At 36.5% G+C, this 23,890-nt stretch carries 27 protein-coding genes and 2 riboswitches; of the genes, 20 read left to right on the forward strand and 7 right to left on the reverse strand.

Annotation, left to right across the window (positions count from 1 at the left end):
* Window positions 1-31 precede the first annotated feature (31 nt).
* From B9N79_RS16400 to B9N79_RS16410, 3 genes are all read right to left on the reverse strand, one after another.
* Complete coding sequence (locus tag B9N79_RS16400; RefSeq protein ID WP_019393959.1) at window positions 32-616, reverse strand: biotin transporter BioY; 585 nt, start codon at window positions 614-616, stop codon at window positions 32-34.
* Window positions 617-795: 179 nt separating this feature from the next.
* Complete coding sequence (locus B9N79_RS16405; RefSeq protein WP_019393958.1) at window positions 796-1,047, reverse strand: YhdB family protein; 252 nt, start codon at window positions 1,045-1,047, stop codon at window positions 796-798.
* Between the two features lie 183 nt (window positions 1,048-1,230).
* The gene (locus tag B9N79_RS16410) at window positions 1,231-2,604 is read right to left on the reverse strand and encodes an aldehyde dehydrogenase (protein ID WP_085118693.1); all 1,374 of its coding nucleotides are present in this window, start codon (window positions 2,602-2,604) and stop codon (window positions 1,231-1,233) included.
* 180 nt (window positions 2,605-2,784) lie between these two features.
* Here B9N79_RS16410 and B9N79_RS16415 point away from each other — a divergent pair, with 180 nt between their 5' ends.
* From B9N79_RS16415 to B9N79_RS16440, 6 genes are all read left to right on the forward strand, one after another.
* Window positions 2,785-4,191, forward strand: coding sequence for a SpoVR family protein (locus B9N79_RS16415; protein ID WP_019393956.1), 1,407 nt, complete (start codon window positions 2,785-2,787; stop codon window positions 4,189-4,191).
* 140 nt (window positions 4,192-4,331) lie between these two features.
* Entirely contained in the window at window positions 4,332-6,302 is a 1,971-nt protein-coding gene (locus tag B9N79_RS16420; RefSeq protein WP_040057210.1) for an alkaline phosphatase, read from the forward strand.
* A 115-nt stretch (window positions 6,303-6,417) separates the two neighbouring features.
* Window positions 6,418-7,422 (forward strand): zinc-binding alcohol dehydrogenase family protein, encoded by a 1,005-nt coding sequence (locus tag B9N79_RS16425; protein WP_040057209.1) that lies wholly within the window; start codon window positions 6,418-6,420, stop codon window positions 7,420-7,422.
* Window positions 7,423-7,489: 67 nt separating this feature from the next.
* Window positions 7,490-7,656, forward strand: a riboswitch (M-box (ykoK) riboswitch).
* Between the two features lie 94 nt (window positions 7,657-7,750).
* Window positions 7,751-9,109 carry a magnesium transporter gene (gene mgtE, locus B9N79_RS16430; protein WP_019393953.1) on the forward strand — a complete coding sequence of 453 codons (1,359 nt, stop codon included), beginning with the start codon at window positions 7,751-7,753 and terminating at the stop codon, window positions 9,107-9,109.
* 187 nt (window positions 9,110-9,296) lie between these two features.
* Window positions 9,297-10,559: an Nramp family divalent metal transporter gene (locus tag B9N79_RS16435; RefSeq protein ID WP_019393952.1), complete on the forward strand. Its 1,263-nt coding sequence runs from the start codon at window positions 9,297-9,299 to the stop codon at window positions 10,557-10,559.
* A gap of 411 nt (window positions 10,560-10,970) precedes the next feature.
* The gene (locus tag B9N79_RS16440) at window positions 10,971-11,399 is read left to right on the forward strand and encodes a GNAT family N-acetyltransferase (RefSeq protein WP_040057208.1); all 429 of its coding nucleotides are present in this window, start codon (window positions 10,971-10,973) and stop codon (window positions 11,397-11,399) included.
* A 14-nt stretch (window positions 11,400-11,413) separates the two neighbouring features.
* On the opposite strand, the gene B9N79_RS16445 is transcribed toward B9N79_RS16440, so the two are convergent.
* Window positions 11,414-12,439: an LCP family protein gene (locus tag B9N79_RS16445; RefSeq protein WP_376752410.1), complete on the reverse strand. Its 1,026-nt coding sequence runs from the start codon at window positions 12,437-12,439 to the stop codon at window positions 11,414-11,416.
* Between the two features lie 333 nt (window positions 12,440-12,772).
* Here B9N79_RS16445 and B9N79_RS16450 point away from each other — a divergent pair, with 333 nt between their 5' ends.
* The 4 genes from B9N79_RS16450 to B9N79_RS16460 all read left to right on the forward strand — a co-directional run bounded on the left by B9N79_RS16450 (window position 12,773) and on the right by B9N79_RS16460 (window position 14,858).
* On the forward strand, window positions 12,773-13,645 hold the full coding sequence (locus tag B9N79_RS16450; protein ID WP_048896693.1) for a helix-turn-helix domain-containing protein: 873 nt from the start codon (window positions 12,773-12,775) through the stop codon (window positions 13,643-13,645).
* 76 nt (window positions 13,646-13,721) lie between these two features.
* Window positions 13,722-13,859, forward strand: a complete 138-nt coding sequence (locus B9N79_RS26195) for a hypothetical protein (protein ID WP_156134354.1) — start codon at window positions 13,722-13,724, stop codon at window positions 13,857-13,859.
* 66 nt (window positions 13,860-13,925) lie between these two features.
* Complete coding sequence (locus B9N79_RS16455) at window positions 13,926-14,366, forward strand: GNAT family N-acetyltransferase (RefSeq protein ID WP_040057206.1); 441 nt, start codon at window positions 13,926-13,928, stop codon at window positions 14,364-14,366.
* 150 nt (window positions 14,367-14,516) lie between these two features.
* A complete protein-coding gene (locus tag B9N79_RS16460; protein WP_019393946.1) occupies window positions 14,517-14,858 on the forward strand; it encodes a DUF1516 family protein in 342 nt (113 codons plus the stop codon).
* Between the two features lie 37 nt (window positions 14,859-14,895).
* On the opposite strand, the gene B9N79_RS16465 is transcribed toward B9N79_RS16460, so the two are convergent.
* On the reverse strand, window positions 14,896-15,798 hold the full coding sequence (locus tag B9N79_RS16465; RefSeq protein WP_040057205.1) for an aldo/keto reductase: 903 nt from the start codon (window positions 15,796-15,798) through the stop codon (window positions 14,896-14,898).
* A gap of 226 nt (window positions 15,799-16,024) precedes the next feature.
* On the opposite strand from B9N79_RS16465, the gene B9N79_RS16470 reads away from it, so the two are divergent.
* Window positions 16,025-16,912, forward strand: a complete 888-nt coding sequence (locus B9N79_RS16470) for a cation diffusion facilitator family transporter (protein WP_040057204.1) — start codon at window positions 16,025-16,027, stop codon at window positions 16,910-16,912.
* 28 nt (window positions 16,913-16,940) lie between these two features.
* On the opposite strand, the gene B9N79_RS16475 is transcribed toward B9N79_RS16470, so the two are convergent.
* Window positions 16,941-17,261 carry an ArsR/SmtB family transcription factor gene (locus B9N79_RS16475; RefSeq protein WP_019393943.1) on the reverse strand — a complete coding sequence of 107 codons (321 nt, stop codon included), beginning with the start codon at window positions 17,259-17,261 and terminating at the stop codon, window positions 16,941-16,943.
* A 146-nt stretch (window positions 17,262-17,407) separates the two neighbouring features.
* On the opposite strand from B9N79_RS16475, the gene B9N79_RS16480 reads away from it, so the two are divergent.
* On the forward strand, window positions 17,408-17,785 hold the full coding sequence (locus B9N79_RS16480; RefSeq protein ID WP_040057203.1) for a fluoride efflux transporter FluC: 378 nt from the start codon (window positions 17,408-17,410) through the stop codon (window positions 17,783-17,785).
* Window positions 17,782-18,144 (forward strand): fluoride efflux transporter CrcB, encoded by a 363-nt coding sequence (gene crcB / locus B9N79_RS16485; RefSeq protein WP_040057202.1) that lies wholly within the window; start codon window positions 17,782-17,784, stop codon window positions 18,142-18,144. Before B9N79_RS16480 ends, crcB begins: the two co-directional genes overlap by 4 nt.
* Before the next feature lie 26 nt (window positions 18,145-18,170).
* Here the strand turns inward: crcB and B9N79_RS16490 are convergent, their stop codons facing one another.
* The gene (locus B9N79_RS16490) at window positions 18,171-18,668 is read right to left on the reverse strand and encodes a GNAT family N-acetyltransferase (RefSeq protein WP_040057201.1); all 498 of its coding nucleotides are present in this window, start codon (window positions 18,666-18,668) and stop codon (window positions 18,171-18,173) included.
* A gap of 138 nt (window positions 18,669-18,806) precedes the next feature.
* On the opposite strand from B9N79_RS16490, the gene B9N79_RS16495 reads away from it, so the two are divergent.
* The 7 genes from B9N79_RS16495 (at window position 18,807) to B9N79_RS16525 (ending at window position 23,790) form a co-directional block, all read left to right on the forward strand.
* Complete coding sequence (locus B9N79_RS16495) at window positions 18,807-19,649, forward strand: SPFH domain-containing protein (RefSeq protein ID WP_085118695.1); 843 nt, start codon at window positions 18,807-18,809, stop codon at window positions 19,647-19,649.
* Window positions 19,650-19,653: 4 nt separating this feature from the next.
* Window positions 19,654-19,824: a type II toxin-antitoxin system antitoxin gene (locus tag B9N79_RS16500; protein ID WP_019393938.1), complete on the forward strand. Its 171-nt coding sequence runs from the start codon at window positions 19,654-19,656 to the stop codon at window positions 19,822-19,824.
* A 49-nt stretch (window positions 19,825-19,873) separates the two neighbouring features.
* Window positions 19,874-19,981, forward strand: a riboswitch (TPP riboswitch).
* 78 nt (window positions 19,982-20,059) lie between these two features.
* Complete coding sequence (tenI, locus tag B9N79_RS16505) at window positions 20,060-20,680, forward strand: thiazole tautomerase TenI (RefSeq protein WP_040057199.1); 621 nt, start codon at window positions 20,060-20,062, stop codon at window positions 20,678-20,680.
* Complete coding sequence (thiO, locus tag B9N79_RS16510) at window positions 20,667-21,794, forward strand: glycine oxidase ThiO (RefSeq protein WP_158512786.1); 1,128 nt, start codon at window positions 20,667-20,669, stop codon at window positions 21,792-21,794. Before tenI ends, thiO begins: the two co-directional genes overlap by 14 nt.
* A gap of 3 nt (window positions 21,795-21,797) precedes the next feature.
* Window positions 21,798-22,001 carry a sulfur carrier protein ThiS gene (gene thiS, locus B9N79_RS16515; RefSeq protein ID WP_019393935.1) on the forward strand — a complete coding sequence of 68 codons (204 nt, stop codon included), beginning with the start codon at window positions 21,798-21,800 and terminating at the stop codon, window positions 21,999-22,001.
* Window positions 22,002-22,003: 2 nt separating this feature from the next.
* Window positions 22,004-22,771, forward strand: coding sequence for a thiazole synthase (locus B9N79_RS16520; protein WP_019393934.1), 768 nt, complete (start codon window positions 22,004-22,006; stop codon window positions 22,769-22,771).
* Window positions 22,771-23,790 (forward strand): thiazole biosynthesis adenylyltransferase ThiF, encoded by a 1,020-nt coding sequence (locus B9N79_RS16525; RefSeq protein WP_019393933.1) that lies wholly within the window; start codon window positions 22,771-22,773, stop codon window positions 23,788-23,790. The genes B9N79_RS16520 and B9N79_RS16525 overlap by 1 nt, the downstream gene beginning before the upstream one ends.
* Window positions 23,791-23,890: the final 100 nt, after the last annotated feature.

Raw genomic sequence — 23,890 nt, forward strand, 5'->3', positions numbered from 1 at the left:
AAAAATAAGAGGCAGGATGAAATCTTGCCTCTTATTTTTTTTGAAATCCTGTCTTTTTAAATAAAGCATGAAAACGGGGAGCAATAAGACCACCTAAAAATGTGAAAATTACATCTTTAATAAAAAATCCAGCCATGAAAATCCACAGTGCTTTATAAGACATTGGAGTATTAATCCACGTATTAAGAGCTAAGTACATATAGTTAACGCTAAACAGATAAATGAAAATAATGCCAATATACGATGCAACCATAAATGTACCAAGCGTTGGATTTTCTTTTCGCTCGACAATTTTACCTACAATATAAGCGGCAAAAATATAGGAAATGATAAATCCGCCTGTTTGGGTAAATAAAGCGCTAAGCCCACTATAAAACTCAGCAAACACTGGCGCTCCAGCAAGTCCTACAACCATGTAAGCGAGCATAGAAAAAGCACCTAACCGGCTACCGAGCAAAGCACCAGCTAGAATAGCAAAAAATGGCTGAAGTGTTGGAGTTACATTTCCAAAATGTAAAAATGGAGCAAAAGAAGCAATGTTAGCTCCAATTGCAGTAAGGGCTACAAAGACACTTGCATATGTAATGTCAATCGCCCGAAATTGTCTTTTGTTCACGTAGTGTTCCTCCTGATGATAGAATACGCTTTCTATCTTATCGAAAGAGAGTTACAGTAGTCAACAGATAATATTTCTCAGTTTACATTCAAAAAATGAATAAAAACAAAAAAGGAGCAGAAAATAAGTATAAAAGAAAAAAGGCATACCTTTTTAGGGGTATGCATTAAAAAGTTTGTTTATAAAGATTGTTCCATTGCGTTCAGCTCAGACTGAAGCGCTTGTTCTCCTGCATAGTCAATATAACATAGCAAAGAGTATAAATTTTCTTCCACAATTCGCTCGTTTCGCTCGAAGTTATAGGCGTGTAAAAAGTGTTCAATCCTCTTTGATAACAAATCATCGTTTGTTCGCACCATCAAAATCAACAGGTTGTCCCACTGTGATCGATGTGTGTAATAAAGCGCTCTGTCATAGTCCAACATGTTCATTGCTTTTCCTCCCCTTTGAAGGAGTCGATATTATTGTATGACAGTTTTGCTGATTTGTTACTGAACAAATGTTGGACGAAAAAGCAAAATAGTGACAGTGTGATAAGAACAAGACTGTTAACTTTTTCTGTTGCATAAAATTGATTTCAAAGAACAAATAATACGAGCAAGCCTTCTGTAAGGTTACTTTAACAACTTTTTCACATATTTTAAGCTGTTTTTAAACGAAGGATAGCGAACAGGAAGATCAAACTTTGTTGTTTGTTTTAGAATGCCTTTTTCATGTGTAAAAGCATCAAAGCTTCCTTCCCCGTGGTATTTGCCCATTCCGCTTTCTCCCACTCCTCCAAAAGGAAGGTGTATATTCGCTACATGCATAACCGTATCATTTATACAGCCTCCACCAAAGGAAAAAGAGTTAATAATCTTTTCTTGCTTTTTCTCATCTTCTGAAAAGTAATAAAGTGCAAGTGGATTTGGAGCTTGATCCAGATGATATTTCAGGTCTTCAAATTTTGTGAAAGAAAAGAGAGGTAAAATAGGACCGAAAATTTCTTCCTTCATTACGCTATCTTCCCACGTTACATTTTCTAAAAGGGTAGGAGATATGCGATTTTCGACTTCTTCATATTGGCCTCCAAACACAATATCCCCATCTTGTAAAAATGTGATCAGTCTTGTGAAATGACGTTTGCTCACAATTTTTCCGAACTTTTCACTGTTAAGAGGAGTTTTTCCGTAGAACTCTTGTACAACGGCTTTCAGCTGTTGTACAAAGTCCGCTCTTATTTGCTCATGAACAATAACATAGTCGGGAGCAATGCATGTTTGGCCGGCATTGGTGAATTTCCCCCAGGCAATTCGTTTGGTGGCAAGCTCTATATTTGCATCTTGATCAACAATGCAAGGACTCTTGCCACCAAGCTCAAGTGTGAGCGGTGTTAAATAGTTTGCAGCAGCTTTCATCACTTCTTTTCCTACTGCAACGCTTCCTGTAAAGAAGATATAATCAAAACGTTCATTCAAAAGGGCCTGACTTTCTTCAACTCCTCCTTCAACAACGGCAATATATTCAGAAGGAAAAGTTTCTTGGATAAGCTCAGAAATCCATCTAGAAACGGTAGGCGTATATTCAGATGGTTTTAATAGAGCTGTATTTCCTCCTGCAATTGCTCCAATAAGTGGGGAGAACTGAAGCTGAACAGGATAATTCCAAGGTGCAATAATCAAGGTCACGCCATATGGCTCTCTATAAAGATAACTTTTGGATCCGAGATGACTTACAGGTGTTTTTACTTTTTGAGGTTTTGTCCATGAATCAAGATTTTTTAGAACAAAACGAATTTCCTCATATATAAAAGCGATTTCCGTCATATACGCTTCTGTCTCAGATTTATGTAAATCTTTGTGCAAAGCATCTAGCAATTGTTGTTCGTAGCGTTTTACAGCACTTTTAAGCTTTTTTAAGTTTTCTTTGCGAAAAGCAACATATTTTGTAGTATCAGTCCCAAAAAAAGTTCGCTGCTTTTCAATAAGAGATAAAATCCTGTCTTTCATCGAACCCCTCCTTATAACCCAGCTTTCTCTTAGAATATAAAACGTTTTCCTTTCCTAAACAACAAATAACGTCTTTCTCTCTCTTTTTCTATACAAAAAAGAGAGAAAAAATGTATCTCTTCATCATGAATAAACAAGCATATTCATACTATAGGATATGAAGGTGAAAGGGGAGAGCCTATGAACGACACTCAGCAAAAGCAACTTTATCGTGCAATTGAGGAGATAACGGAGATTGCTGAAGGCTTTGGATTAGATTTTTATCCAATGCGCTATGAGATTTGTCCGTCTGAAATTATTTATACATTTGGATCATATGGAATGCCTACTCGTTTCTCGCACTGGAGTTTTGGTAAACAGTTTCACAAAATGAAGCTTCACTATGATTTAGGATTAAGTAAAATCTATGAGCTTGTCATCAACTCAAACCCATGCTATGCATTTCTGCTTGATTCTAATTCTCTTATTCAAAATAAGCTTATTGTTGCTCACGTTTTAGCACACTGCGACTTTTTTAAAAACAATGCGCGCTTTGCCAATACGAACCGAGATATGGTAGACAGCATGGCAGCTACTGCTGAAAGAATTACTCAATATGAAATTTTGCATGGAAAACGTGAAGTTGAAAAATTTTTGGATGCTGTTTTATCTATCCAGGAGCATATTGATCCATCACTTATGCGTCCAAAACTTTCTTGGACGATGGATGAAGAAGAGGAAGAAGAAACAACAGTTGAAACACCTTACGATGATCTTTGGGCTCTTGACGGAGATAAAGCGAAAAAAGAGAAGAGAAAAAAGAAGAAAAAGTTACCGCCACAGCCTGAAAAAGATATTCTCTTATTTATCGAACAGTACAGTCGTGAATTAGAAGAATGGCAGCGCGATATTTTAACGATGATGAGAGAAGAAATGCTATATTTTTGGCCTCAGCTTGAGACAAAAGTAATGAACGAAGGGTGGGCTTCTTTCTGGCATGCACGCATCATTCGTGAACTGGAGCTAACAAGCAGTGAAGCCATTGAGTTTGCTAAATTAAATGCAGATGTTGTGCAGCCCTCGCGTACAACGATTAATCCTTACTATTTAGGAGTGAAAATCTTTGAAGATATTGAAGAACGGTATAACAATCCAACGGAGGAAATGAAACGTCTTGGAGTTAAAGAGAATTCAGGACGAGACAAAATGTTTGAAGTACGTGAAGTTGAATCTGATATTTCATTTATTCGAAATTACTTAACAAAAGATCTCGTTATGCGTGAAGATATGTATCTGTTTGCAAAACAAGGACGTGATTATAAAATTGTTGATAAGCAATGGACGGAAGTACGTGATCAACTTGTAAGTATGAGAGTAAATGGGGGATTCCCTTATATCACAGTTACAGATGGAGATTATCTAAAAAATGGAGAGCTTTATTTAAAACACTGGTATGAAGATATTGAACTTGATGTGAAGTACTTAGAAAAAGTACTTCCCTATACGTATCAGCTTTGGGGACGTACTGTTCATATGGAAACGAGCTTAGAAGGAAAGCAAGTGCTATTTTCATATGATGGAAATGCTGTGCATCGAAAAATCTTATGAAAAAAGGCGAGTGTCATATATGACACTCGCCTTTTAATATTTATAAAAAGTTAATACTAGATTAATAGTAGGTTAATGAAAGGAAGATATCATCTTAGATGGAAAAGAAAAACTAATTTATTCAGGGGAGAGAATCAGAAATGTTCAAAAAAGCAATAAAGAAAAAATTAATCCCATTTGCAGCGATGTCTACCATTGCCGTTAGCGGTTTATTAGGCGGAGGAGCAGGAAGCGTTGATGCGGCAGAGAAGAAAGAACCAGAAATTAAAAATATCATTTTCCTTGTTGGGGATGGTATGGGAACGTCATATACGACAGCACAGCGTTATATGAAAGATAATAAAGAAACACAAAAGATGGAGCCAACAGCTTTTGATCCGGATCTAGTTGGTTTACAAAGTACATATCCATATGCCCAAAATACCATAACTGATTCAGCTGCTGCAGGTACAGCTTTAGCAACAGGACATAAAACATACAATGGAGCTGTTTCTGTTGATTCTAATAAAAAGGAAGTAAAAACAGTTCTTGAGCAGGCAAAAGAAGAAGGTTTAGCAACAGGCCTTGTTACAACATCAGATATAACAGATGCAACACCAGCTTCATTTGGAGCGCATGATCCAGATCGTAAAAATAAAGATGGAATTGCAGACGATTATTATAATGAAATGATTAATGGAGAACATAAAATTGACGTTATTTTAGGTGGAGGTTTAACAAACTTTAAAAGAGATGATAAAGATTTAACAAAAGCCTTCCAAGAAGACGGATATAGCTATGTTTCTAATCGTGAAGATATGTTAAAAGACGAAAATAAACAAGTTTTAGGTCTCTTCTCTGAAGTTGGAATGCCAAAAATGCTTGATCGTTCCCAAGAAGATCCTTCATTAAAGGAAATGACAGATTCTGCGTTAGATCGTTTGGAACAAGATGAAGATGGATTTTTCCTTATGGTTGAAGGAAGTCAAATTGATTGGGCAGCACATGATCATGATATTGTGGGAGCAATGAGTGAAGTAGAAGATTTTGAAAGAGCATACGAATCAGCGATTGAATTTGCTAAAAAGGACAAGCATACGCTTGTTGTGGCAACAGCTGATCACTCAACAGGTGGTTTCACACTAGGAGCAAATGATAAGAATGGTGCAGGTGTCCAAAAGTGGGTTCCAGAAGCAGTAAAAGCTGCGAAACGCACGCCAGACTTTATGGCTCAGCAAATTGCTGATGGGGAGAGCGTTGAATCTGTATTAGGGGAGTACCTTGACCTTGAATTAACAAAAGAAGAAATCAACAGTGTAAAAGAAGCAGCTAAAAATGATCAACAAGTAGATGATGAGACAGGAAATATGAAAAAAGTAGATGAGAGCGCTCTTGTTACAAACATTGACAACGCTATTGAGCGTATTATTGATGCGCATTCATATACAGGATGGACAACAACAGCCCATACTGGTGAAGATGTTCCTGTTTATGCATATGGACCTGGAAAAGAAATGTTTGCAGGTATGAGTGATAATGTTGATCAAGCTAAGCGCATGTTCAAAATTTTAGAAGAGAATCATAAAGGTAATGGAGATAGCGAAAAAATTCAGTTCAGTGATATCAATGAGAAAACATTTGGCTATGAAGCAATTATGGCATTAGCGGAAAAAGGCATTGTAAAAGGAAACAATGGAAAGTTTAATCCATCACAGCAGTTAACGCGTGTTCAAGCTGCAATTATGCTTCAGCGTGCACTAGATTTACCAGTTCCACAAGATTTAAATTCATTTAAAGATGTAGATAAAGATGCTGAATATGCTGAAGCTGTTGCAGCTTTGAAACAAGCAGGTATTTTTAACGGTTATGGAGATGGAACGTTTGGTGTAAATGACAAGCTTTCTCGTGAACAAATGGCAAGTGTACTTGTTAAAGCATTTGACTTAAAGAAAAATAATAAAGAAGTAAATCTATCAGATCTTGATTCTGTATCTCCTTCTCACAAAGAGAATGTCAAAATTCTTTACCAAAATGGCATCACAACAGGGAAAGAGGATGGCACATATGCTCCATTTGAAAAAATCAAGCGTGATCAGTTCTCTGTCTTCATGCACCGCGTATTAACAAAATAAAACAAGCTAACTTAGCCGCTGTCAACTCGCAGCGGTTTTTCGCGTTTCTTCTTTTTTGAAGTGGGAAAATATAAAAGAAAGTAAAAGATAGAAGAAATAATAAGGAGGAAAAAAGATGAAGGCGGTTGGTCTTTATAAATACTTACCAATAACAAGAGAAGAGAGTTTAGTAGATGTTGAAGTTGAAAAAGGACATCCTACAGGTCATGATTTATTAATTCGTGTACAAGCAGTCTCTGTTAATCCTGTTGATACGAAAGTTCGAGCACCAAAAGATAGGGAAGAAGAGAAACCAAAAATTCTTGGCTTTGATGCATCAGGTGTTGTTGAAGAGGTAGGAGAAGAATGTTCACTTTTTAAAAAAGGGGATAAAGTTTATTACGCAGGAAGCATTGGTAGACAAGGAACAAATAGCCAGTATCATCTTGTTGATGAACGCATTGTTGGACGAAAACCTGAAAATCTCTCTTTTGCTGAAGCAGCAGCAATGCCTCTCACAACTCTTACTGCTTGGGAAGGATTATTTCAACGTCTTCATGTTCAAGAAGGAGAAAGCATTCTGATTATTAATGGAGGTGGCGGAGTGGGATCTATTGCCATTCAGCTTGCGAAGCAGGCAGGACTAACTGTTATTGCAACATCTTCTCGTATTGAAACAAGTGAATGGTGTAAAGGTCTTGGAGCTGATTTCATTATTAATCATTATGAATCAATGGAAGAACAGTTAAAAGAGCATGGAATGGAGAGTGTTGACAATATCTTCTGTTTGCATAGTACAGATAAACATTGGGAAGAGATGGGTAAAGTAATTCGTCCACAAGGGAAGATTTGTTCCATTGTTGAAAATGAAGAGCCTATCGATTTAAAACTTTTACAAGATAAAAGCGTTTCTTTCTTTTGGGAATTTATGTTTACAAGACCTCTCTATGAAACAGATGATATGGTTGAACAGCATCATATTTTAAACAAGGTTGGAGAAGAGTTAGAAAAGGGAAACTTACAGCATACTTTGCAAGAGACGATAAGTCCAATCAATGCTGAAAATATGAGAAAAGCACATGGAAAAGTTGAAGAAGGAAAAATGATTGGAAAAATTGTTGTAGAAGGATGGGGACAATAACATTTTTTTAGTTATAATGGTAGTTGACTTATTCTACAATGTTAGCTACACTCATCACAGACAAAAGAATATACCTCGTTAGGTGAGGCTCCTGTACGGAGAAATGCTGCTGCCCAAAAATGTCCAAAGACGCCAATGGGTCAACAGGAATTATCGACATAAGGTAATTCTTAACGTAGCTGGTTTTAGAACCTATGCCGTACAGTGCTAAAGCTCTACGAATGGAGGGTATGAAGCGTTATTTAGTATGCAAAAAAACAAAAACACACCTTCCTTAAGGTGTGTTTTTTTGTGCTTTTGTTACAGCATAAGAGAGGAGGAATCAATCATGATTCAAGATATGACATACGAAGAAATCGTAGCAAGAATTTCGCATCTTCTGGAGCAAGAAAAAACAAATGGTATTCAAGTAATTCTTGAAGAACTACAGCCTTATGATATTGCTGAAATATATGTGATGCTTTCAGAAGAACAGCGTCCTAAGTTTTTAGATGTACTTGAAACAGAGCAGCAAGCATCACTTATTGAAGAAATTGATCGCGACGAGCAACTGGAGCTTGTTGAACAAATCAATGTTAATGACCTTGGGGAAGTATTAGATTTAATGGACAATGATGATCTTGCGCATCTTTTAGATGAAGTAACGCCAGATGTGAAAGAGCAGTATTTATCAGGGATGACAACAGAAGAATCTACAGCAGTTCAGAAACTAATGGAATACGAAGCTGAAACAGCTGGACGGATTATGACCAACCGCTATGTTTGGATTCCTGAACAATATACTGTAAGAGAGACAGTAGACAAAATAAAAATTTTCGCCGAGATTGCCGAATCCATTAACTATATTTACGTGATTAATAATGAAAAGCAACTCATGGGAGTTGTTTCATACAGAGATTTAATCTTAGCTGAAATGGATGAGAAAATTGCAGACATTATGTTTTCACGTGTTATTTCCGTTCCTGTAGAGATGGACCAGGAAGAAGTTGCGAGCATTATTGAAAGATACGATTTTCTAGCTATTCCAGTTGTTGAAGAAAACAATGTGCTTGTTGGGATTATTACGGTTGATGACATTATTGACGTTGTAATTCAAGAAGCGAACGAAGACATTGAAAAGCTTTCAGCAACAGGGAAATCAATCGATTTTGATACAAAAGTATGGGTTGCTTCTTATCGACGCCTTCCATGGCTTGTTTTGCTTTTATTTGTTGGACTTATTTCAGGAAGTATTATTAGTCAGTTTGAAGAAACGTTGCAAAAGGTTGTGGCCTTATCGTTTTTTATGCCACTTATTTCTGGAATGACAGGAAATACAGGGACGCAGTCACTTGCTGTTGTTGTAAGAGGTATTGTTGGTCAAGAAATGAACAAAGCGGTTGTTACTCGTCTTATCCTACGTGAATTTGGAGTAGGAGCTTTAATTGGAATTACTTGTTCTATTTTGCTTTTTATTATCGCTTATGTTTGGCAAGGAAGTCTTGTATTAAGTTTTGTTGTAAGTTCATCTCTTGTTTTTACTTTAATCATTGGAACACTTGCAGGAACTATTATTCCGCTCTTATTATCCAAATTAAAGGTTGACCCTGCAATTGCTTCAGGACCGCTGATTACAACACTAAACGATATTTTATCACTGCTTATTTATTTTAAAATAGCTACAGTTTTCTTACATCACTTATTATAAAGATGGGAAAAGAGTAAAAAGAAGAAAATTCTTTTTACTCTTTTTATTTTTCGACACTTTCTTCATTGACAATAAGAAGAGAGAGGAATATTATAATGTTAAAAGTTGCGTTAGGTAAAAAAATATAGCTGACAGAAAAATAGATAGTTTCGCGACAAATAAATGACTGAAGTGAAAAGGTGATAAAATGAGTGAACAGTTTATGGATAAAATAGATCCTGCTCAACATGTTTTAAGCGGAAAAACAAAAGGAATAAGAGGTTTTCTTCCTTTTTTAGGCCCTGCTTTTATTGCCGCTGTTGCTTATATTGATCCAGGCAACTTTGCGACAAACATTTCAGCTGGGTCTCAATATGGCTACCTTTTGCTGTGGGTTATTCTGTTTTCTAATATTATGGCATTATTAATTCAAACTTTATCAGCAAAGCTTGGAATTGCGACAGGCAAAAACTTACCTGAAGTAGCAAGTGAGCGTTTTTCTAAATGGATTTCCATTGGACTGTGGATTCAAGCAGAGCTTGTTATTATGGCAACAGATCTTGCTGAGTTTATTGGTGCTGCTTTAGGGTTCAACTTGCTTTTTCATATTCCACTTTTACCGTCTGCTTGTATTGCCGCTGTTGGCTCTTTCTTAATCTTAGAGCTGCAAAGACGAGGAGTCAGACGCCTTGAGGCGGGGATTACCAGCCTCTTGTTCATGGTGGCCCTGTCATTTGTAATCGAAGTGTTTTATGCAAAACCAGAACCAGGAGCAGTTATGCATGGTCTCTTTGTACCAGGACTAGAAGGAATGAATAGCCTATTGTTAGCTGTTGGAATTCTAGGAGCTACAGTGATGCCACATGCAATTTATTTACACTCAGGCTTAACTCAAAGAAGGGTTGTCGGAAAAAGTGAAGCAGAACGTAAAAAAATCTTTCAGTTTGAGTTTGTAGATATCGTTATTGCAATGGTTATTGCAGGAGCTGTCAATGCAAGTATGCTGATTGTTGCTGCTGCTTTGTTTTTCAAAAATGGTCTGCATGTAGAAGATATCGATGTAGCCTACACTGAATTAGGAAATCTTGTTGGCCCAGCAGCTGCTGTTATCTTTGGAATTGGTCTTTTGATTGCTGGTCTTTCTAGCTCGTCTGTTGGAACGATGGCAGGGGATATGGTAATGCAAGGTTTTATTAAAAAACGGATTCCGTTATACGTTAGACGTTTTGTAACAATTGTTCCTCCTATTGTTATTATCGCGCTAGGAATTAATCCAACAAAAGCGCTTGTCATTAGCCAAGTGATTTTATCGTTTGGGATTGGTTTTGCACTTGTTCCTTTAATTATGTTTACAAGCAATAAGAAACTGATGGGAAGTCTTGTAAACCGCCGAATAACAACGATTGTAGCATGGGGAGTAGCAGCACTTGTGATCAGTCTTAATATTTTTCTACTTTTAGACTTTGTATAGGAAAGCTCCCCCTGTATTCAGGGGGAGTTTCTTGTTTATTCTCTGAAAGTTTGAGTTTGCCGTCTCTTTTGTAGAGTGTAAGTGGCCCAGCAGTGAGAAAGCTAAGTTTAAGACCAACAAGTTGGCCAAAGAACAGATGTCCTAGTACATGGATAAAAATCGTAATAAACCAAATTAAAAGCCCGATCTATATAAAAGAGAGTGTGGATGAGAATGATGAAGGTACAAAACTAATAAGAAGGTGAGATAAGCCCTGCTCCTAATAGGAAAAACAAAGGTCTTTTTAAAACTAGAATAATGATCAACCTCCCTTATAATAACTGTATTAATTTTCTTTTTTTTCTATAATTAGGATAACGTATTGTAGTATATTAGAAGTAGAAAGAAAATGAATAGGGGGAGGAGATACAAATGATTAAAGTATTAGTAAATGAAGATGAAGTTTTATCTGCTTTTCCTGTCATAAATCAGTTGAGACCACATTTAACAATTGATACGTATAAAAAACGAGTTCAAGAAGCGAAGAAAGCTCATCAATATGAGCTAGCGGGAGTTTTTAATGAGAAAGGAGAACTTGTTGCTGCAACAGGATATATGCCTAAACTGATGCTTTATGATGGTCATTCTGTATGGGTTTGTGATCTTGTTGTAAGTGAAAAGGAGCGTTCAAAAGGACATGGAGAAAGACTTCTACGTTTCGTTGAGGAAAGATCGAAAAAGTGGGGTTGTGTTAACATGACTCTTTCATCTGGATTACAGAGACAAGATGCCCACCGCTTCTACGAAGAAAAAGCAGGCTTTGAAAGAAAAAGCTATACGTTTAAGCGAGAATTTATATAAAAAGCCGCCCACCTTTATTGGTTGGACGACTTTTCATTTTCATCATCTAAAAATTCTTGTAAAGCTTCTTTATTTTTATCAATATCAAGAACAAGAGCAGCACCAATACTACCACCTAGGTTTTCTTCAGTAAATCCGTCTTCTATAGGGAGGCGGAAACTTTCAACTTCGCGGTTATCACTTGATAGAAACTCTTTAGCGATCCATGCAAGCTGTCCTGTGCCTAAATTTGTTTCAAGATTTGAATTTACAATTCCTGCTAACTTTGGAATTTTTAAGATGTTTGTCACTTGAACTGCTTGATCTTTTAGTTTTCCGATGACTTCCTGCTGTCTTTTAACCCGCCCAAAATCGCTTTGGGCATCATGGCGGAAGCGTACATATCCAAGAAGTTCTTCACCGTGAAGGGTTTGTTTACCGGGCTTTAAAGTCATATGGATACCGTGTGACATTTCATATGGAATGTCCACTTCAATTCCGTCTGGGGCAATGGTGTCTACAATTTTGGGAAAGCCTTTGAAGTCAACAATAGCATAATAGTGAACATTCACTCCAAAATTCTCTTTAATTGTTTTTCGAAGAAGTTCTGGGCCACCAATAGCATATGCTGCATTAATTTTATTTTTTCCATGACCAGGAATCTTTACATAAGAATCACGCATGATAGAAACTACTTTTGCTTTGTTTGTATCAAAGTTGTAGTGTGCGATCATAATGGTGTCTGTTCTCGGTGTTTCCTCACCTCTGGCATCTCCACCAAGAATTAAAACATTTGTCCGTGTTGGAAGCTCATCAGCTCCTTTAAAATCTTGAAACTGATTAAGATTAGAATCAGAACGATCAAAGCCTTGTATGTATTGATAAATTGAATAACCTGCTACAACCAAAAATAGAAGCAATAAAATTCTTAAAAAATTCCGAGTTCGTTTCTTGCGATTTTTTCTTCTTTGCCTTCGTGCTTCTTGTCGCATGGATTCGCACCTCTTGCACTCTAAATAATAGTTTCTTTTGATACATAGTTCTTTTGTACAGTATACCATATGTCATAAACGTAGGAATATTTATCAATAAAATCAATTTCTTGTTTAAATTATCCTGCTAATAAAAGGTCTATTTACCGATTGAGAACAATGGGTTCTTTTATTATTTTAAGAAGAGGAGAGAAATATACTTTATTTCTAATGCAAGACGTGTAATAAAGGGATAAAAAGGACATAAAACTCATCATTTTACATTTTAAGGATATATTTAGGTAAAAAGAATCATTTTTAAATTATCGATACTTTTTTATGTTATACTTTTCCTTCTTTCCCTTAAAATAGAGATAAGTCTGTAGTAGAATAGTAATAGAGTGAGTTCAAGGGGATGAACGTATGAACGAGTATTATATTGGACAGAAGATTAAAAACCTGAGAAAGAAGATGGGCTTAAGACAGTCTGAATTAGCTGAAGGCATTTGTTCTCAATCACAAGTAAGTAAGTTTGAAAAAGGAGAAGGCATCCCCTCTAGTATCATTTTATATCGTCTCTCTCAAAGGTTAGGGGCGCCGATGGAATACTTTTTTGAAGAGAATTTAGAAGAGTATATTCAACCTGTTAAGAAACTTATTCGGTATTATGTGGATGAGATGAATTATAAAATGGTTTTTGACATTATTACAAAAGAAAAAAGAACTGAAATGTATAAATGTGATTTAAATTATCAACAGTTCTTAATTTGGCATGAAGGTATCTGCCGGCAGCATATGTTCCGTAACTTTAGAAAGGCTAAAGATTTGTTATTAGAGGCTATAGATCTTTCGGGAGCTACTAAAGTTTCTCCCTCTAATAGGAAAACTGAAATATTAAATAGCTTAGCTATTATACATGGTCATAAGGGAGATCTAGATACAGCGATCCATTTTCATAATCAGGCAATTAAAGAATGGGAAAGTCTAGATCATGTTGATGATCCTACAGTTTATCAAAAGCTTTTATTCAATGAAGCTAAAACTTTAGGAGAAGCGAGAGAATATGAGAAGTCACTTGAAAGAGCTGAAAAGGGACTTGAAGTCTGTCTACAAAACAACTCTTTGTACATTTTTGCGGAGTTACTCTATGAAAAGGGAGAAGCACTCCGTAACCTAGGAGAAAGTGCAGAGGCTTTAAAACTATATCGTCAGTCTGAAAATGTTCTACGATTACAAGAGAACTTATCATTAGCTGATATGGTTCGTGACGATATAAGAGAACTTTATGGAGAATAATGTTTCAAATTTAAATTAGGATAGTTTGAGTACTTTTAGTTTTAAATAGATATTAAAAGAAGAAAGGGAGAGTTTCATGATTAAGAAAATTGTATATGCAGCCTTTTTTACAGCATTTGCTGCTAGTATTATAGTAGGAGGAATTTTAGACACTAACCTTTTAGGAGTAGTAGATCAAAATATTTTTACATTACAAATGCAATACCGTCATTAGAATAATCTGAAAAGAGAGGAGAATTTCCTCTCTTTTTTATACTTACATTTCTACGGAGGATTCATCATGTCTTTTACCTTAAAACCATTCAACAACCTAACCCCAAAGGAACTTTATGCAATTTTAAAAGTACGTATCGACGTTTTCGTTGTGGAACAGAACTGCTTGTATCATGAAGCAGATGATAAAGATCAAGAGTGTTACCACTTATTTAAAGAAGAAGATGGGATTATTGCTGCCTATGTGCGAATTTTACCGAGAGGCGTCTCATATAAGGAAGCATCAATTGGACGAGTGCTTGTTCATAAGGATTTTAGGGGGATTGGCTTAGGATATGAGATTATGGAAAGAGCTCTTAGATTTTTAGAAGAAGAGCTTTGTGAAACAACGATAAAAATTCAGGCTCAAGCTCATCTAGAGAAATTCTATGGAAGCTTTGGGTTCCAAGCCATTACATTACCATATGATGATGAGGGGATTCCTCACGTTGATATGATTAAAAAGTAGATGAATTTCTACTTCTTTTAAAAAGAGTTTAATTCTTGAACAGTTTGTAAAAAATATTATAAAAGCATTGTCACTAGGTAGAAACCTCTATAAAATTAAAATGAACCTAATGTAAAAGTAAAACTTAAGAGAGAGTTGGGGGGAGAAAACGTGGATTTATGGGAAATCTTTTTTAAAGCACACCAAGGATCTTGGGGAGTGCTTGTTGTACTTTATCTTATAAGCTATATCTTTAGTAAACAGAAAATCACACATATGATTTTACGTTTATTTTACGTAATCATGCTTGTATCAGGTATTGGAATGCTTGCACTTGGCGCATTACAAACCGTATTTATCGTAAAACTTGTTATTGCAGTTCTTGCAATTGGACTAATGGAAATGACGATTTTAAGAAAGAGAAGAAATGAACCAACAGGTGCTTTCTTTATTTTATTGATTGTTCTTGTTGCAGTTCTTGTATCAATAGGATATGGATATATTCGCTTCTAAAAAAGCTAGCTTAGCAATCGCTAAGCTAGCTTTTTTATTAAGGCACTTCATGTCCCATTGAGCTTTGTAAGATTTCAAACCATTGCTCAGTTGAAATAGAATAATTTAGAGCATCTACAGCGTTATGAATCCGTTCTTTCTTGCCTGAGCCGACAATTGGCATAATGCGGGCAGGGTGAGCAAGAAGCCATGAGTAGATGACTTTATCAATCTCTGCGATTCCAAGCTCTTCTCCGACTTTTTTTAGAGTAGCGTGAAGACGGAGTGATTTTTCATCTTGTTCAGTAAAAATGCTTCCACCACCAAGCGGTGACCATGCCATTGGAGGAATCCGTTTTTCTTGACAAAGATTAAGCGTTCCATCTAGAAAGTTTTCTAAGTTGGAAGGAGACAGTTCAAGCTGGTTTGTAACAAGTGGAAAGTCAAGGTAAGATTCCAGCATACGAAACTGATGATTTTTAAAGTTTGAAACCCCAAAATGACGCACTTTTCCTTCACGATGAAGAGTCGAAAAAGCTTCAGCAACTTCTTCTGGATTCATAAATGGATCTGGTCTATGAATGAGTAACAAGTCAATATAGTCTGTTTTAAGGGCTTTCAATGAGTTGTGAGCAGATAATAAAATGTGCTCATAACTTGTATTATAATAATGTGAAGTGTGTTGAGGGCGTTGCTTTGATGGTAAGACAATACCGCACTTTGTGACAAGCTCTATCTTGTCTCGAAGAGAAGGTTTAAGAGAAAGGGCTTCCCCAAATCTTTCTTCACAAAGGTAACTTCCATAAATGTCTGCATGATCAAACGTTGTAATACCTTCATTTAAGCAATATTCAATGAGTTCGAGTGTTTCTTTTGATGAGTATTTCCAATCTTCTAACCGCCATAATCCATGAATAATACGAGAAAATGATAAATTTTCAGCAATTTGTATCCTCTCCATAGCTATTCCTCCTTAGCAAGACTCTTTTTTTATTATCTCTGAATCCTTGTTTTCTGACAAATGAAAACTTGTGGACAATATGTTTAACGAAAAAGTGAAAAAGTGAAAAGAATAAATGTGTATGTATCCTTTTCAAGAGAGAGAGAATAGAAACTTGAAGAAGGCAGAAAAAAATGTAATAATTAATATATGAGCATATAATCATATAAAGAAAGGAGAGAGAAATATGGGGCATGATCATAGTCATCGTCATACGAATAACAAGAAAGCGTTAACGTTTTCCTTTTTCCTCATTTCTTTTTATCTAGTAGTAGAAGTAATTGGTGGGATCATGACAAATAGCCTTGCTTTACTTTCTGATGCTGGCCATATGCTAAGTGATGCTGTCTCCTTAGGACTTAGTTTATTTGCGATTAAGATGGGGGAGAAAAAAGCAACAAATACAAAAACATACGGATATAAACGATTTGAAATATTAGTTGCTTTTTTAAATGGCCTTGCTCTTATTTTTATTTCACTTTATATTCTTTGGGAAGCTTTTCATCGTCTTTTAACTTCTCCTGAAGTGATGAGTACAGGAATGATCATCATTTCATCAGTGGGGCTTGTTGTAAACATTGTAGCGGCCTTTCTGTTAATGAAAGGAGATCATCATGATAATTTGAATGTAAGAAGCGCATTTTTGCACGTTTTAGGAGACTTGCTCGGATCAATTGGAGCGATTGTAGCAGCTGTCCTTATTTTACTATTTGGATGGAACTGGGCAGACCCTGTTGCAAGTATTATCGTTGCTTTCCTTGTTATTGTCAGTGGGATAAGAGTGACGAGAGATTCTTTTCATGTCCTAATGGAAGGAACGCCGTCAAACTTAAATACTGAAAAAATTAAAGAGAAATTGCTAACAATAGATGGAATTAAAGGAGTACAAGATCTTCATATATGGTCAATTTCTTCAGATTTTCCTGCTTTGAGCTGTCATATCGTAGTAGAAGATTTTAATCGGTATGAGCAAATTATGACAGAAGTTAAACATATATTGAGTCATGCTTTTCATATTGAACATACGACAATTCAAGTTGATAAACATCAAGATATGTGTGGTCACTGCCATTAAAAAAGAGAGGAATAATGTCCTCTCTTTTTTAATGGTGCTGTGCATGTTCAATTGCTTGTTGTAGCAAATCAATAACGTGTTTGTCATCATGTGAATAGTAAAGGGTTGTTCCTTCACGCCGGAACTTAACTAAGCGTAAGTTTTTTAAAAATCGAAGCTGATGGGAAACTGTAGATTGAAGCAGCGATAGTTTTGCAGCGATATCTGACACAGAGTGTTCGCCTTGAAAAAGTAGATGTAGTATCCGTAGGCGGGTTGGATCTGATAAAGCCTTGAATGTTTGGGATACGATAAAAAGCGTTTCTTCATCAATATCCAAATGAGTTTGTTCTTGCTCATGTTCGCTCATCGTTTTCGCTCCTTTATTAATCTCTTCTTTATTATAAGAAAAGAATGGCAAAGGAACAAACGAAAAAGAAGAAATGTGGATGGTTTACAAAGAAAATAAAAAAGAGGACAATAAAAAATGAAATAACAGAAAGAACGTGATACATATTGAAAAATTCTATAGCTGTAGCTGTTGGAGGGGCTTTAGGGGCATATTTGCGATTTGTTACAACTCTTTGGATCCCACACAGCAGCTTTCCATATCACACACTTTTTCAAAATATAGTTGGAAGTTTTGTATTAGGAGCGCTGACAGCTTATTTTAGTTTGCGAACACGAAGAGAGTGGATTAAGGTAGGGCTTGGCACAGGGGTTTGTGGTGGGTTTACAACATTCTCTACCTTGGCTTTTGATGCCGTCTTTTTAAAAAGTACAGAGGCGTTTCTTCTTTACATTAGCATTTCTCTTGGATTTGGTCTTCTTGCTGTCTTTTTAGGTACTAGGTTTGTAAGAACGTTTGTGAAGGAACGAGGTGTAAGGAAGTGAGTGCCCTTTTTGTTATAGTTGGAGGAAGCATTGGTGCACTTTGTCGCTACTGGCTTGGTCTTATTTTTCTAGCCTGGACTAAAAAATCAAAGATGCCATTATCAATGCTTATCGTGAATGCGCTTGGAGGACTAGGACTTGGCGTATTTTATCATTTTGCTTTTCCTTCATCTTCAACAAGCTCTCTCTATCTTTTGGTAGGAACAGGGTTTTTTGGAGCATTTACGACTTTTTCAACATTTAGTGTTGAGGCAATGGAGCTTCTTCAAAAGAAAGCATACTGTTTGTTTTTTGGTTATATTTTGCTTTCTTTTGCAGGAACAATTGGACTTTTTTATTTAGGATATTACGGCATGTAAAAAGAGCGGGGAAATTCCGCTCTTTTTTAGTGTGAAAGAAATTTATCATATCCATAAAATTCATCTTCTTTTCCTTCAAAGTACATTTCTCCAATCTTTTGAAAGCCTTTGCGTTCAAAGAGCTTTTGCGCTGGCTTATTTAAAGAAGATGTATCTGTTTTTAAATAGGAAATGCCTTGCTCTCTTGCAAGATGTTCGAAGAAGTCCATAAAAGTAGAAGCAACGCCTTTTCCTCTTACTTCCGGATTTACAAGAAGACGGTGCAAGACAAGTGCCTTTTCATCTGAGCGCCATTTTATTTGTTTGTACGGTTTTCCCTCAACCATATCAATCGTCGCTGAGCCAGCAATTTTCCCTTGTTCTTCTTGAACGTACAGAGTGCCGCTACGAATATCTTCTCTAAAAGATTCTTCCGTCGGGTAGGTTTCATCCCACTGGTTGTTTCCTTGAGCATTCATCATTTTAATGGATTGCTTTGCTAATGATGCAATTTCAGGGATATCTGTTAGCTGTCCTTTCCGCACTTATCATCACCTCCGATATTAGGATAACCAAATAAGGGAGGAAACAAAAAAGATTTGCTCAATGATCTAATTTACAATTATATACAAAAGTGATATCATAATGATATAAATTGAATATTAATAAAAAGGAGTGTTGAAATGAAGGAAAAGAAAGCATTTTATATGAATGGATATCTAGGGGTAGTTGTCATTCTTCTTCTTTTAGCTTTTGCTGTTGTTTCATTTGCTGAAGAAAATGTAATTCTTGCTGTTCTTCTTGTTATTGTAGGGGCGGTACTAGCTACAGGCATTACGATTGTGCAGCCAAATCAGTCAAAAGTGATTATCTTTTTTGAAGATTATTTGGGTTCGATTCGTGATAGTGGATTATTCATGACGATTCCTTTTAGTACGAGAAGAACCATTTCTCTGCGCGTACGAAACTTTAATAGCAAGCGTTTAAAAGTAAATGATGTAGAAGGAAATCCAATTGAAATTGCTGCTGTTATCGTATTTAAAGTTGTTGATGCAGCTAAAGCAGTATTTGATGTTGATCAATATGAAGAATTTGTTGAAATTCAAAGTGAAACCGCAATACGTCATGTTGCCACAAAATATCCGTATGATACATTTACAACAGAAGAAATTACGCTTCGTGGGAATGCTGATGAAGTGTCAAAAGAAATGGCGCGAGAGCTTCAGGAGCGTTTAGCTGTTGCGGGTGTTGAAGTAATTGAAACAAGATTAACTCACCTTGCTTATTCAACGGAAATTGCTAGTGCAATGTTACAGCGTCAGCAAGCTTCAGCTATTTTATCAGCTCGTAAGAAAATTGTTGAAGGTGCTGTTTCAATGGCTCAAATGGCTGTTGAACAGCTTGATCGAGATCACGTTTTAGAGCTTGACGAAGAGCGGAAAGTTAATATGGTCAATAATTTAATGGTAGCGATTATCTCAGATAGAGGAACGCAGCCAGTCATTAATACAGGTAGTCTTTACTAGTTTTATGGCTAAGAAAAAAAACTTTCCGCTGCGAATTGACCCAGAACTTCATAAAATCCTTGAGCGCTGGGCGCAGGATGAGTTTCGAAGCGTGAATGGCCACATTGAATTTTTGTTACGTGAAGCAGTAAAACGCGCTGGAAGATTAAAAAATAATGAACACAAAAAAGAATAGGCTTGTCATTTCTTAGTAGTTTGTTATAATGAAGGAAAATTATATAAAACATCATCACTAGGGGTGCTATTGTGAATAGCTGAGACGGAAATACATTTCTGAACTCTTTGAACCGGATCTGGTTTGTACCAGCGTAGGGAAGTGTGGCAAACGTTTTTTAATAATCTAAAAATGTTTATTCAAACCATCCTTACGCTTGTATGGGTGGTTTTTAGTTTTCTAAAGAGGTGAAATTGTGGCATTTTTATATGCAGTAACATCTGGAGAACAACCTTTCGAGAAGATAATTCGAAATATTAAATCTATTGATTCATACGTAGAACTTATTCAAATTAGAGAAAAGAAAAAGACAGCTCAGGAGCTTAATGATCTTATTGATTCCATACTAAAGCAGGGAATATCTCCAGCTAAATTAATTGTGAATGATCGCGTTGATATAGCTTTAGTAAGAGGATTAAGGGGAGTTCATCTTGCTTACCATAGCTTAAGTGTTAAAGATGTGAAGAAAGCTTTTCCACACCTTTATGTTGGGAAGTCTGTCCATTCGCTAGAAGAAGCAAAGCAAAGTGAACAGGATGGAGCTGATTACGTTGTTTTCGGTCATTTATATGAAACCTCTTCAAAAAAAGGAAAAAAGCCTCACGGTGTACAGGAACTAGCTCAGATTGTTGAAGAACTATCTATCCCTGTTATTGGAATTGGAGGCATTAATATAAGCAACATAGGAGAAGTGAAAGAAACGAATGCTGCAGGCATTGCCCTTATGTCCGGTTTGTTTCAAACAGAAGCTCCAGGTGAAACAGCTAGAGCTTGCTGGAATTTATTAAATGGGAGCGAACACTGTGAAAGAGTATGATGTAATAGTCATTGGAGGCGGTGTGATAGGCTGTTCTATTGCATATGAGCTTGCCAAACAACACAAAAAAGTCGCTGTTGTGGAGCAGGGAGAAATAAGCAGTGGTGCCTCACGAGCTGCTGCGGGTATTTTAGGAGCACAAGCTGAAGTTGATGAAGAAGGTCCTCTCTTGCAATTTGCGCTAAGTAGCCGAAAACTTTTTAAAACTCGTGTAAACGAACTGAGAGAACTAACGGGAATTGATGCAGAGCTTATCGAAAAAGGAGTATTAAAAGTAGCAACGACAGAGGACGGATTCGAAGAATTGAAGAGGAAATTTAACACCTATAAAAAATGGGATCCGTCTGTTGAATGGTTAACAACAAGTGAACTGAAAAAAAGAGAAACAATGCTTTCTTCAACAATTAAAGGTGGGATTTTCTTACCGAATGACGGGCAGCTTAATGCTTTTAAATATACAAAAGCTCTTGCATATGGCACAGCTGTTTATGGAGGAAATCTCTATGAACACTGTCACGTTTCTCAGATTATTGAAGAAAATGGGTCTGTTAAAGGAGTTATTACGTCACAAGGTACTTTTGCAGCTTCATCTGTTGTTGTCACAACAGGAGCATGGACAAGCAAGCTACTCCCATATGTAACAGAGAAAAATGTTTATCCTGTTAAAGGAGAGTGTATGCTTTTTAAATCAAACAAACCGCTACTTCAGCGCACCATTTATACACCAGAAGCTTTCTACATTGTCCCAAAAGCAGGAGGAAAACTTCTAGTCGGCGCAACAAGAACACCGCATACATTCGATAGAGCTGTTACGTTCGGGGGGATGAGCAAGCTTTTTGAAAAAGCGAAAGAGCTAATTCCTGAACTTTCTCACTCTGTTTTCTTAAAATCGTGGACAGGTCTGCGGCCTCAAACAGATGATGGATGGCCTTACTTAGGGGAGAGTCCTTATATGAAAGGTTGTTTTTTAGCATATGGGCATTACCGAAACGGGATTTTACTCAGTGCCAAAACAGGAGAATTAATGAGAGATCTTATTAACGGTACTCAGCCAAAAGAGCGCTTTTTTAACGCTTTCTCACCAGAAAGAGCTTACTCTTTGAAAGGAGGATAACAGATGAACTGCAAGATAAACGGTGAAAATATTAAGGTAGAGCCACATATTAGTAATGTTTATGAACTTTTAGCAGCATATGGAATGGAAAACAAAATATTAGTTGTAGAGAAAAATGGGACAATCTTAGAAAAAGAAGAGCACATAAACGAAAATATTCAAGATGGAGACACATTTGAAATTGTGTCATTTGTTGGAGGAGGATAATAATGTTAAAAATCGGTTCTTATTCATTTCAATCACGTTTACTATTAGGTACAGGAAAGTTTCCAAACTATGAGATTCAGAAAAAAGCAGTTGAGGCTTCAGAAACAGAGATTTTGACATTTGCAGTTAGAAGAATGAATATCTTTGATCAGTCACAACCAGATTTGCTAGAAGAGCTTAACGTTAAGAATTATACACTATTACCGAACACAGCGGGAGCGAAAACAGCTGAGGAAGCTGTTCGAATTGCTAAACTAGCCAAAGCTTCTGGGCTTTGTGATATGGTAAAGGTAGAAGTAATCGGTTGTGACAAAACGCTTCTTCCAGATCCTGTAGAAACATTAAAAGCAAGCGAAGAGCTTTTAAAAGAAGGATTTACTGTGCTACCATACACTTCAGATGATGTTGTATTAGCAAGAAAGTTAGAGGAATTAGGAGTACATGCTATTATGCCAGCAGCAGCTCCAATTGGTTCAGGACAAGGAATCCTTAATGAGCTGAACTTAAGTTTTATTATTGAACAAGCAAATGTACCTGTTATTGTAGATGCAGGGATTGGTACAGCTTCTCATGCAGCACGCGCAATGGAACTAGGTGCAGATGGAGTTCTTTTAAATACGGCTGTATCAGGAGCTAATGATCCAGTTTTGATGGCAGAAGCAATGAGAGATAGTATTATAGCTGGGCACAAAGCATTCAGAGCAGGTCGTATTCCAGCGAAGCGATATGCTACAGCGAGTAGCCCAAAGGAAGGGATGACAGTTAGTTAATGACTCGTTACTCAAGACAAGAGCTTTTTGCTCCAATTGGAAAGAAAGGACAAGGGAATATTGCGAAAAAACATGTGCTTATGATTGGAGCAGGAGCACTTGGTACTGGCAATGCAGAAGCACTAGTACGAGCAGGTATTCGTAAACTCACCATTGTTGACCGAGATTACGTAGAATGGAGTAATCTTCAGCGTCAACAGCTTTATACAGAGCAGGATGCGAAAGAGCAAACGCCAAAAGCTATTGCTGCTAAAAAGCGATTAGAACAAATTAATAGTGAAGTAGAAATAGAAGCACATACGATTGATGTTACTTCCCTTGAATTAGAAAGTCTCTTAAAACAAGATTCTGTTGATTTAATTATGGATGCTACAGATAACTTTGATATTCGCTTTATTATTAATGATATGGCACAACGTGAAAATATTCCGTGGATTTATGGAGCATGTGTTGGAAGTTATGGTCTTTCATATACTATTTTACCTGGAAAGACTCCTTGTCTACATTGTTTAATGAAGACTGTCCCGCTTGGCGGTGCAACATGTGATACAGTTGGAATTATAGCTCCTGCTGTTATGATGGTTACGGCTTATCAAGTGGCAGAGGCAATGAAGATTCTTGTAGAAGATTTTGAAGTCGTTAATCGTAAACTTGTTTCATTTGATTTATGGAAAAATCAGCAAACAGCTATTTCCGTTGACAAGCTAAAAAGGGATGACTGCCCGTCTTGTGGTATATCTCCACTCTATCCACATCTGAAGTATGAAAATCAGCTTAAAACAGCTGTACTTTGTGGGAGAGACACAGTTCAGATTCGTGTACCGAAAAGAGAAGAAATAGACTTAATGAGAATTGAGAAAGAATTGAGTTCAACACATACCGTAAAGCGAAATCCATTTTTACTTTCTTTTGAAGAGGGAGACATTCGCATTGTCCTTTTTAAAGATGGACGCGTATTTTTACACGGTTTAAAGGATATTAAAGAAGCAAAGAAAGTTTATCACCGTTATTTTGGATAGATTAATTGACTAAAAATTGAAAAAAATCTAGAATAAAGCTATCTTATATTTAGAAAACGATTTTAGTATAGAAGAGATAAAAGCCATCATCTTCTCATAC

It is taken from the genome of Priestia filamentosa, assembly GCF_900177535.1.
GTDB lineage: Bacteria > Bacillota > Bacilli > Bacillales > Bacillaceae_H > Bacillus_I > Bacillus_I filamentosa.

Excerpts from the sequence above, each read along its gene's own strand:
- B9N79_RS16435 (WP_019393952.1), top strand. The coding sequence starts at position 9,297 with ATGAGTGAACAGTTTATGGATAAAATAGATCCTGCTCAACATGTTTTA.
- B9N79_RS16470 (WP_040057204.1), top strand. The coding sequence starts at position 16,025 with ATGGGGCATGATCATAGTCATCGTCATACGAATAACAAGAAAGCGTTA.
- B9N79_RS16455 (WP_040057206.1), top strand. The coding sequence starts at position 13,926 with ATGTCTTTTACCTTAAAACCATTCAACAACCTAACCCCAAAGGAACTT.
- B9N79_RS16450 (WP_048896693.1), top strand. The coding sequence starts at position 12,773 with ATGAACGAGTATTATATTGGACAGAAGATTAAAAACCTGAGAAAGAAG.
- B9N79_RS16415 (WP_019393956.1), top strand. The coding sequence starts at position 2,785 with ATGAACGACACTCAGCAAAAGCAACTTTATCGTGCAATTGAGGAGATA.
- B9N79_RS16420 (WP_040057210.1), top strand. The coding sequence starts at position 4,332 with ATGTTCAAAAAAGCAATAAAGAAAAAATTAATCCCATTTGCAGCGATG.
- B9N79_RS26195 (WP_156134354.1), top strand. The coding sequence starts at position 13,722 with ATGATTAAGAAAATTGTATATGCAGCCTTTTTTACAGCATTTGCTGCT.
- B9N79_RS16440 (WP_040057208.1), top strand. The coding sequence starts at position 10,971 with ATGATTAAAGTATTAGTAAATGAAGATGAAGTTTTATCTGCTTTTCCT.
- B9N79_RS16445 (WP_376752410.1), bottom strand. The coding sequence starts at position 12,439 with ATGGTATACTGTACAAAAGAACTATGTATCAAAAGAAACTATTATTTA.
- B9N79_RS16425 (WP_040057209.1), top strand. The coding sequence starts at position 6,418 with ATGAAGGCGGTTGGTCTTTATAAATACTTACCAATAACAAGAGAAGAG.
- B9N79_RS16520 (WP_019393934.1), top strand. The coding sequence starts at position 22,004 with ATGTTAAAAATCGGTTCTTATTCATTTCAATCACGTTTACTATTAGGT.
- B9N79_RS16525 (WP_019393933.1), top strand. The coding sequence starts at position 22,771 with ATGACTCGTTACTCAAGACAAGAGCTTTTTGCTCCAATTGGAAAGAAA.
- B9N79_RS16495 (WP_085118695.1), top strand. The coding sequence starts at position 18,807 with ATGAAGGAAAAGAAAGCATTTTATATGAATGGATATCTAGGGGTAGTT.
- B9N79_RS16410 (WP_085118693.1), bottom strand. The coding sequence starts at position 2,604 with ATGAAAGACAGGATTTTATCTCTTATTGAAAAGCAGCGAACTTTTTTT.
- B9N79_RS16405 (WP_019393958.1), bottom strand. The coding sequence starts at position 1,047 with ATGAACATGTTGGACTATGACAGAGCGCTTTATTACACACATCGATCA.
- B9N79_RS16465 (WP_040057205.1), bottom strand. The coding sequence starts at position 15,798 with ATGGAGAGGATACAAATTGCTGAAAATTTATCATTTTCTCGTATTATT.
- mgtE (WP_019393953.1), top strand. The coding sequence starts at position 7,751 with ATGATTCAAGATATGACATACGAAGAAATCGTAGCAAGAATTTCGCAT.
- thiS (WP_019393935.1), top strand. The coding sequence starts at position 21,798 with ATGAACTGCAAGATAAACGGTGAAAATATTAAGGTAGAGCCACATATT.
- B9N79_RS16500 (WP_019393938.1), top strand. The coding sequence starts at position 19,654 with ATGGCTAAGAAAAAAAACTTTCCGCTGCGAATTGACCCAGAACTTCAT.
- B9N79_RS16475 (WP_019393943.1), bottom strand. The coding sequence starts at position 17,261 with ATGAGCGAACATGAGCAAGAACAAACTCATTTGGATATTGATGAAGAA.